The following is an 8,318-nucleotide window of genomic DNA, read 5'->3' as shown; positions in this document are numbered from 1 at the left end:
CAGCCAGACCACGTTCCTGCAAGCGATCAGCACCGCCTTCAGCCAGACCACGTTCTTGCAAGCGATCAGCACCGCCTTCAGCCAGACCACGTTCCTGCAAGCGATCAGCACCGCCTTCAGCCAGGCCACGTTCCTGCAAGCGATCAGCGCCGCCTTCAGCCAGACCACGTTCTTGCAGGCGATCCGCGCCACCTTCGGCAACACGGGTTTCTATCAGGCGATCCGCGCCGCCTTCAGCGACAACCGGGTGGGCAAAAGCGTTTGCAGCGAGTACCGAGAAAGCGAGGCTAAGCAGGATTTGGCGTTTCATGATGGTGTGCTCCGAGTATTTAAGTTGGGTGCCGTTTGGCATGGGTTTGATGTTACGCGTTGCATTTTTTAAGAGAACTTCATTGCGCTGATGGTGACTATCGATGCCAACGATGGTCCCGCTGGCGGGACCATCACTGCGACCGTCATGGCATTTGCGGCAGTTCGTTGGGGCGCAGGTCAAACACCAGCACTTCGGCGTCTTCGCCATGGCTCAGGCGGATCTGGCGTTCGTCCCGTACGCGTACACCGTCGCCTTCCTGCAAGCGCTGGCCGTTGAGCTCAATGCTGCCGCGCGCCACATGGATGTAGGCGTAGCGATCCGGTGCCAGTTCCAGGCGGGCACTTTCGTCAGCGTCGAACAGGCCGGCATACACCCGTGCGTCCTGGCGCACTTTCAGCGAACCGTTGGCACCCTCTGGCGAGATGATCAACTGCAAGCGCCCACGTTTTTGCGCTTCAGTGAAATGCTCTTGCTGATAGCGCGGTTTGGCGCCGGCTTCGTTGGGCACGATCCAGATTTGCAGGAAGTGCACGCCGTGACGCTGGCTGTGGTTGAACTCGCTGTGGGCCACGCCGCTGCCCGCGCTCATCAGTTGCACATCGCCGGGGCGGATCACCGAGCCGGTGCCCAGGGTGTCTTTGTGCTCCAGCGCACCTTCGAGCACGTAGGAGAAGATCTCCATGTCGCGGTGCGGGTGCTGGCCGAAGCCTTTGCCTGCGGCGACGCGGTCATCATTGATCACCAGCAGGTCGGAAAAACCCTGTTCCTTGGGGTTCCAGTAGTTGGCGAATGAGAAGGTATGAAACGACTTCAACCAACCGTGATTGGCGGCGCCGCGTTCGGAAGCTTTGCGAAGGGTCAGCATGGTCCAGTCCTCAAGTGAGCGCGGGCTGCGAGATGCAGGGCGCTTGCGTTGAGAAGAAGGTTAATGGTTAACGAATGATTGATTAAGAAGATGAAAATAGAATAACTGTCGCTTTCAGGTTGACAGTTAAAGTCGTGCCATAATGCTCGCCGCACTCCTTCTCGATGGACATTTCCCGCTTATGAAAACCGTGGCCATGGCGCTGTTCCCGGACTTCCTGCTGCTCGACATGGCCGGGCCGCTGGAAGTGTTTTCGATTGCCAACCGCTACCTGCCAGCGGCCGATCACTACCAGATCCTGACCATCGGCACTGAGCCCGGCCCGTTGCAGGCCTCCAATGGCGTGAGCGTGCAGACCGACCTGCTGTTGGAACAGGCCCAGGCGGCTTATGACTTGCTGTTGGTGCCGGGCGGCCCCGGCGCCTATAACGAATGCCACCCCGCGCTGTTGCCGTGGCTCAAAGCTGCGGCGCCACGGGCTCGGCGTTTTGGCTCGATCTGCACCGGCGCTTTTGTGCTTGGCCACGCGGGTTTGCTCGACGGGCACCGCGTGACCACCCATTGGCACTACACCGAGCGGTTGATCAAGGCGTTTCCCAACGCCATCGTCGAAACCGACCGCATCTATTTGCAGGACGGGCGCCTGATCACCTCTGGGGGCGTCACTGCGGGTATCGACCTGGCCCTGTCGGTCGTTGCCCAGGACCATGGCAAGCAAGTGGCGGTGGACGTAGCCAAGGTGCTGCTGGTGGTGATGAAACGCCAGGGCGGCCAGGCCCAGTTCAGCCCGATGACTGCCGCCGTGGCGCCCCAGGAAACCCCGATCACCCGTGTGCAGAACCACGTCCTGGCGCATCTGGATCAACCCTTTACCATCGAGTCCATGGCTGAGTTGGCCGGGATGAGCGCGCGCCACTTTGCGCGGCTGTTCGCCAAGGACGTGCAGATGACGCCCATGGCGTTCCTGCAGGGCGCGCGTATCGACCGGGCCCGGCACCTGCTGGAAACCACCGACCTGCCGCTCAAGACCGTGGCCTTCCACGCCGGCTTTGGCAGCGTGCGGCATATGCGCTTTCTGTTCAGCGAAAAGCTCGGGCTGAACCCTACCCAATACCGACAACAGTTCAGTTAACGACACCCTGTCCGTCTCAGGCACCCGATTGTCCGTATTGCTCCCCGTGCCAGCATTGTCCTGTCATCGCCAACTGGCAAGATAGCGTCGAGCCCATGGAAAAGGATGCGCAGGCACTCAAGCACGGGTGTTTCAGCGCTGTGACGGACATGCAAAATGGTACGGCGGTGAGCTTTGGCCCCTACACCTTTCATCGGCAGCAGCGCCTGGTCAGCAAGGCGGGTTGGCCGGTGCCGCTGGGCGGGCGAGCCTTGGATATTCTCGCGGTACTGCTTGAAGCGCCCGGGCACTTCATCAGCAAGGCGACCTTGATCGAACGGGTGTGGCCCAACAGCGTCGTCGAGGACAGCAACCTGCGCGTGCACATCGCCGCGCTGCGTCGTGCGCTGGACGGCCAACGCTGGATCCTCAATCACCCCCAGCGCGGTTACTGCTTCGCTGCGCCTGCGCAGGACGCGCTGCCGACGCTGCTGCCTCAGCACAACCTGGCTGCACGGCTCAGCCCGGTGTGGGGGCGTGATGAACTGGTGGGCGTGCTGGCGCGACGGTTGGCCGCGCAGCGGTTGCTGACCCTCACCGGTGTGGCCGGCATTGGCAAGAGCACGCTGGCCCTGGCCCTGGCCGAGCGGGTATTGCCGCGTTATCGCGACGGCGTATGGTGGGTCGATATGGCCGCTGTGCAAGCGCCAAGCGAGCTGCTCGATAACCTGGCCAGGGTCTTGCTGTTGCATTCGGCGCCCGCCAGCCTCAACGAACTGGGCCGGCGTCTGGCATCGCGTCAGTTACTGCTGATACTCGATGGCGCCGACCTGCTGCTGGGCGCGTGTCGACAGCTACTGCGTGCGCTGCGTGAGATGGCGCCTGGCATCAGCGTGCTGATCACTAGTCGTGAAGCCTTGTTGGCCCCTGGCGAGTGGGTGGTGCGCGTGCCTCGGCTGGCGATGCCGGCGCCGTCGGCCAATGTCGAACAGGCGATGGCCTGTCCTGCGGTGCAACTGTTCGTGGCGCGCGCGCGTGCCAATCAGCAGGGGTTTGATTTGCGGCCTCAGGATGTGGCGCCGCTGCGCGACCTGTGTCGGCGCCTGGATGGCCTGCCGTTGGCCCTGGAATTGGCGGCGGCCCAGGTGGATGCGTTGGGCATCGGCGGTGTGCAGATGCAAGTACGCACGGGCTTGCAAGTGCTGGCCCGTGGGCGCCGCACGGCGGTGGCGCGCCATCGATCACTGACCGCGGCCCTGGATTGGAGCTACGAGCGCTTGAGCCTGCCGCAGTGCTGGCTGTTTCTGCAATTGAGTCTGTTCAAGATGGCAGTCACCTTACCCACCCTGAGTGACCTGGTGGCCGGTACCGAGCTCGAACATGCCGACCTGTCTTACCTGCTGGCGCGCCTGGTCAACGTCTCGCTGCTGAATGTCGAGCCCGGCCTGGGCCCGCCGCGCTATCGCCTGCTCAACTGCGTGCGCAGCTACGCCTTGGGGCAACTGCGGGACCCGCGCCAGGTCGAGCGTTTGCAACAAGGCTATGCGCCTTGCCTGGGCGCGTTCTCAGGCCGGCCGCTTGTCCTGCAACTCGTCGAGCAGGCAGCGCACGCGCAGTAGATCCCGGGTGGCGAAGCCTTCGCTGAAGCGTGCATGGATTGAACTGAGCAAGTCCCTGGCGAGCTGAATGCGCCCTTGCTGTTGCCACAGTAGCGCCAGGGACGCGCCGCAGCGTAGCTCCCAGGCCAGGGCGCCTTGCTGGTGCGCCAGGCCCAGCGCCTCCAGCAGCAGGGTTTGCGCGGCGTGCTCATCCTCTAGCTGCAAGGCGTACACCCGCAGAATCTCCGGGGCGCACCAGCCCGCAGCTCCACTGCGCGCGCGTTCCAGGGTTGGCACATCCACAGCATGGGTGCCGAAGGTGATCAAGGTGTCTTGGATCAGGCCCAGGCCCTGCCAATCCGGTTGGCCAAGAATACCGGCGTAATGCCCGGCCCAGGTCTGGAACAACTGCACCGAATGCTTGTGCGATTGCTCCAGCAGCAGCCTTTGCAGGGCTTGGGCGTCGTCTTCGGCGCCGTTGTAGCGGGCGATCACCACTCCAGCCAGGGCCAGGGTGTAGCAGATCGAGGTGCCGTGGTTGATCTGTAGCGCCAGCTCCAGCGCCTGGCTGGCGGTGCGCCAGGCGCGCTCGGGAAAACCCTGTAACCACAGGATTCGCGCCAGCACGGTCAAGGAGGCGACGCTCTGGTCGTATTGCACGCCAACCCCGAGGGCAAAGCGGTTCACGTGACCACTTTGGGACATACGCTGCAGCACCTGCTCGGCGTGGTGCCTGGCAAGAGCCTGGTTCCCGGTGTAATGCTGGCCCAGCGCACGCAGCCGCTGGGCGCTCAGGTCCAGCAACGGCTCGGTGCGTGGGTCCAGGCGATCGAACTGCAGGCTCAGCTCCTGCGCTGGGCCATAGCGCCCGGCGCACAGGTTCACCGCCATCAGCCCGGAGACCGCGCGCAACTGGCCTGCACGGTCCTGGTGCATCTCGGCCAGGCGCGCAGCCCCCTCAAACGCCGCGATGGTCCGAGGCGCAGCGCCCATGGCGTGATAGGAGAGGCTGCCCAGCGCCAATTGCAGTTGCAGGGTCAATTGCGTGCAGGGCGCGCTGACCTGGCCGATCAGCGCCAGCGCCTGGTCCACATAGCCGCCGTGCTCACGCAGCAACGACAATTCTTGCCACAGCGGCATCGCGCTGACCGTCAGGCGGATAGCCAGCAACTGCGCACCGCCCTCGGCAAAGCCCCAGTCGAGGGCGGCACGCACGTCTTCGCGCAGCGGTGCGTAACGGTCGATCCACGGCTGTGTGGCGATCAAATCCCAATCGCCCTGGGCCTGTTCCATCAGTGCCAGGCAGCGGGCGGCGTGGCGCTCTCGCGTGGCATGCAGCTCGCAGGCTTGGCTGAGCTTTTCCAGGGCATAGGTGCGGGTGATGTCCAGCAGGCGATAGACCATCTCGTCATCGCTGGCCTCCACATTCAACAACGACTTGGCCACCAGTTGCGTAATCGAGCCCAGCACTTCGGCGGGGGCCACCTGCTCTCCGGCGATTACCGCCGCTGCGCTGGCCAGGCTGAAGCCGCCACGAAAGACCGCCAGGCGGCGCAGGCAGATTTGTTCGCACGCGGTGAGCAGGTCAAAGCTCCAATCGAGCGTGGCGCGCAGGGTCTGCTGGCGAGGCAGGGCACTGCGTCGCCCACGGGTCAGCAGGCGAAAGTTGTCTTCCATCTGCACCAGCAGGCCCGGCAAGCCAAACCGTTCGATTTGCGCCGCCACCAGTTCTATCGCCAGGGGAATGCCGTCCAGGCGCTGGCAGATATCAATCGCCAGGGGCAGTTCAGCGTCGCTGAGGGCAAAGCTTTCCTGGTGGGACATGGCGCGCTCGATCAGCAATTGCATGGCCGGGTAACCCAGGGCCTGGGCGCGGTTGCCGGTGGCGGGCGGGCAGGCCAGCGGTTCAAGGCGCTGCACATGCTCACCTTCGGCGCGCAGGGCTTCGCGGCTGGTGGTGAGGATGTGCAGGTGCGGTGCATGGCGCAACAGGGTTTCACTGATGAGGGCAATGTCGTCGAGCAGGTGCTCGCAGTTGTCGATCACCAGCAGCATCTGGCGTGCCTGCAGGTTGCGGGCGAGGCTGGCCAGGGACGCATTCTCGCCCGGCGTCAGGCCGAGCAGGGCGGCCAGGTTGGGCAGGATCATGGACGCTGCACTGAGCGGCGCCAGGTCCAGCAGGTGAATACCGTCGCGGTAATGCCCAATCAGCAATTCCGCGACGCGCAGGGCGACGGTGGTCTTGCCGATGCCACCGGCGCCGGTCAGCGTGATGAAGCGTTGCTGCGGCAGTTGTTGTACCAGGGCGTCGATCAGCGCTTGGCGGCCGATCATGCGTGTGCGGCGCAGGGGCAGGTTATGGCTGGGGCGTTGGGGCGCGCCGTCGGTGGGCAGCGTCATGGGTTCGATGCTCAGTGGCGCAACAAAACTGTAGCCGCGCTGGGCGACCGTGACGATATAACGCTGCCCGGCCTGGCCGTCCCCCAGTGCCTTGCGCAACGCCGCCATGTGCACCCGCAGGTTGCCGTCTTCCACCACGCTTTTGGGCCAGACTCGCGCGATCAACTCCTGTTTGCTCACCACATTGCCGGCGTGTTCCAGCAGGATCAGCAGAATGTCCACCGCCCGCCGCCCCAGGCGCAGCGGCCGGCCGGCCTCAAGCACCAGGCGCTGGCGCGGGTGGATGCGGTAGGGGCCGAAATGCACGGCCTGGTCGCTCAAGTCATTCATGGCTGCCCAGGTTCTGGAGGAAGGAAGCGGCCAGCATATTCCAGGTACGTGCAGACCACTAGGCAGCGATCACATCAGGTTTGCTACGCGAGTGGTGGTTTCGCCAGGTCATCGGGTTGACGCCTTCGCTGCGGGTGAACATATGGCAAAAGTGCGCCTGGTCGCAAAAGCCACATTCCAGGCTGATCTGCGTGAGGCTCAGGGACGAGCCGGTAATCAATTCCTTGGCGCGCTGGATGCGTTGCTGGCGAATCCATTCCTGGGGCGACAGCCCGGTGGTGCACTTGAAGGCGCGGGAAAAATGGCTGCGCGACAAGGCGCAGGCCTGGGCCAGGTCGGCAATCGCCAGGCTTTCGCCGAGGTTGGCGAGGATCAGTTGCTTGGCGATACGCTCACGCCGGGGGCACAGGCCGCCGGTGGGAGATAACCGGGGGGCATATTGCTCGAGTCGGGCCATGACAAATATCCGCAGTCGATGGGAACGTTCCCGGTGGATGGGTGCAGTGTAGACGCCCTTTATCTTGTTGCCCGAGTGCCTGGCTGACGAGTTAATCGTTGTTAATTTCGCCAGGTGCGGTGCTGGAAAAGACAGCACAGCTATGCAATCCCAGGCGTGCAGTGCATGCTTCCCTGGCCCTCTGGAAAACGTTTGGATAGCACCCATGAACCGCAACGATCTGCGCCGCGTCGATATGAACCTGCTGGTGATTTTCGAAGCCTTGATGTTCGAGAAAAACCTGACCCGGGTCGCCGAAAAACTGTTTATCGGCCAACCGGCAGTGAGCGCTGCATTGGGCCGCTTGCGCGATTTGTTCGATGACCCGTTGCTGCTGCGCAACGGCCGTGCCATGGAACCCACGGCGCGTGCACTGGCGATACTCAAGGAGCTGCAACCGGCCATGGACACCATCTCGGGCGCCGTCAGCCGTGCCAAGGATTTCGACCCCTCCACCAGCTGCGCGGTGTTTCGCATCGGTTTGTCCGATGATGCGGAGTTCGGGCTGTTTCCGTCGTTACTCAGCCGCCTGCGCGAAGAAGCGCCGGGCATCATTGTGGTGGTGCGCCGGGCCAATTACCTGTTGATGCCTTCGCTGCTGGCCAGCGGAGAAATTTCCGTGGGGGTCAGCTACACCACCGACCTGCCGGCCAATGCCAAGCGCAAGAAGCTGCGCGATATCCCCTGCAAGGTCCTGCGCGGGGATGACGGCGAGGCGCCGCTGACCCTGGATGATTACTGCGCAAGGCCCCATGCGATGGTGTCGTTCTCTGGCGACCTGAGCGGCAATATCGACCTGGACCTGGCCCGCATCGGCCGCTCGCGTCGGGTGGTGCTGGCGGTGCCGCAGTTCAGTGGGTTGCGGGCGTTGCTGGCGGGGACGCAGATTATCGCGACCGTGCCCGATTACGCCGCGTGCGCATTGACCGAAGGCACACGCCTGCGCGCCGAGGACCCGCCGTTTGCGATTGATGCGGCGGAGCTGTCGATGGTGTGGAGCGGGGTGCATGACAACGACCCGGCGGAGCGTTGGTTGAGGGGCAGGATTGCGGAGCATATGGCGCGGGACGTGTGATGGAGCTGACTCCTCTCCACCTGACACCTCACAGGGCTATGTACTGCCCGCAGAATCAGCGCCAGACGAAGTCCTTGTGGGAGATTCTATGGTTGAGGGGCAACCCTCAACCAACTTTTGGCTGATATTC

Annotated in this window: 7 protein-coding genes; 3 read left to right on the top strand and 4 right to left on the bottom strand. The window is 63.6% G+C overall.

Annotation, left to right across the window (positions count from 1 at the left end):
• Both AC4PS6_RS22450 and AC4PS6_RS22445 read right to left on the bottom strand, forming a co-directional pair.
• Positions 1-310: hypothetical protein (locus AC4PS6_RS22450; RefSeq protein ID WP_492181025.1), on the bottom strand; the 310-nt coding region annotated here is incomplete at its 3' end.
• A gap of 145 nt (positions 311-455) precedes the next feature.
• Positions 456-1,178 carry a pirin family protein gene (locus tag AC4PS6_RS22445; RefSeq protein WP_014718809.1) on the bottom strand — a complete coding sequence of 241 codons (723 nt, stop codon included), beginning with the start codon at positions 1,176-1,178 and terminating at the stop codon, positions 456-458.
• 181 nt (positions 1,179-1,359) lie between these two features.
• On the opposite strand from AC4PS6_RS22445, the gene AC4PS6_RS22440 reads away from it, so the two are divergent.
• Both AC4PS6_RS22440 and AC4PS6_RS22435 read left to right on the top strand, forming a co-directional pair.
• Positions 1,360-2,310 (top strand): GlxA family transcriptional regulator, encoded by a 951-nt coding sequence (locus tag AC4PS6_RS22440; protein WP_038450439.1) that lies wholly within the window; start codon positions 1,360-1,362, stop codon positions 2,308-2,310.
• Between the two features lie 95 nt (positions 2,311-2,405).
• Positions 2,406-3,908, top strand: coding sequence for an ATP-binding protein (locus AC4PS6_RS22435; protein WP_014718807.1), 1,503 nt, complete (start codon positions 2,406-2,408; stop codon positions 3,906-3,908).
• Here the strand turns inward: AC4PS6_RS22435 and AC4PS6_RS22430 are convergent.
• Both AC4PS6_RS22430 and AC4PS6_RS22425 read right to left on the bottom strand, forming a co-directional pair.
• On the bottom strand, positions 3,855-6,617 hold the full coding sequence (locus tag AC4PS6_RS22430) for an ATP-binding protein (RefSeq protein WP_014718806.1): 2,763 nt from the start codon (positions 6,615-6,617) through the stop codon (positions 3,855-3,857). The genes AC4PS6_RS22435 and AC4PS6_RS22430 overlap by 54 nt on opposite strands.
• A gap of 58 nt (positions 6,618-6,675) precedes the next feature.
• Positions 6,676-7,074, bottom strand: coding sequence for a helix-turn-helix domain-containing protein (locus AC4PS6_RS22425; RefSeq protein ID WP_014718805.1), 399 nt, complete (start codon positions 7,072-7,074; stop codon positions 6,676-6,678).
• A gap of 205 nt (positions 7,075-7,279) precedes the next feature.
• Here AC4PS6_RS22425 and AC4PS6_RS22420 point away from each other — a divergent pair, with 205 nt between their 5' ends.
• On the top strand, positions 7,280-8,188 hold the full coding sequence (locus AC4PS6_RS22420) for a LysR family transcriptional regulator (RefSeq protein WP_014718804.1): 909 nt from the start codon (positions 7,280-7,282) through the stop codon (positions 8,186-8,188).
• The last annotated feature ends 130 nt before the right edge of the window (positions 8,189-8,318 follow it).

It is taken from the genome of Pseudomonas sp. DW-iso17, from assembly GCF_058725345.1.
This window is presented reverse-complemented; position numbering and strand designations above follow the sequence as displayed.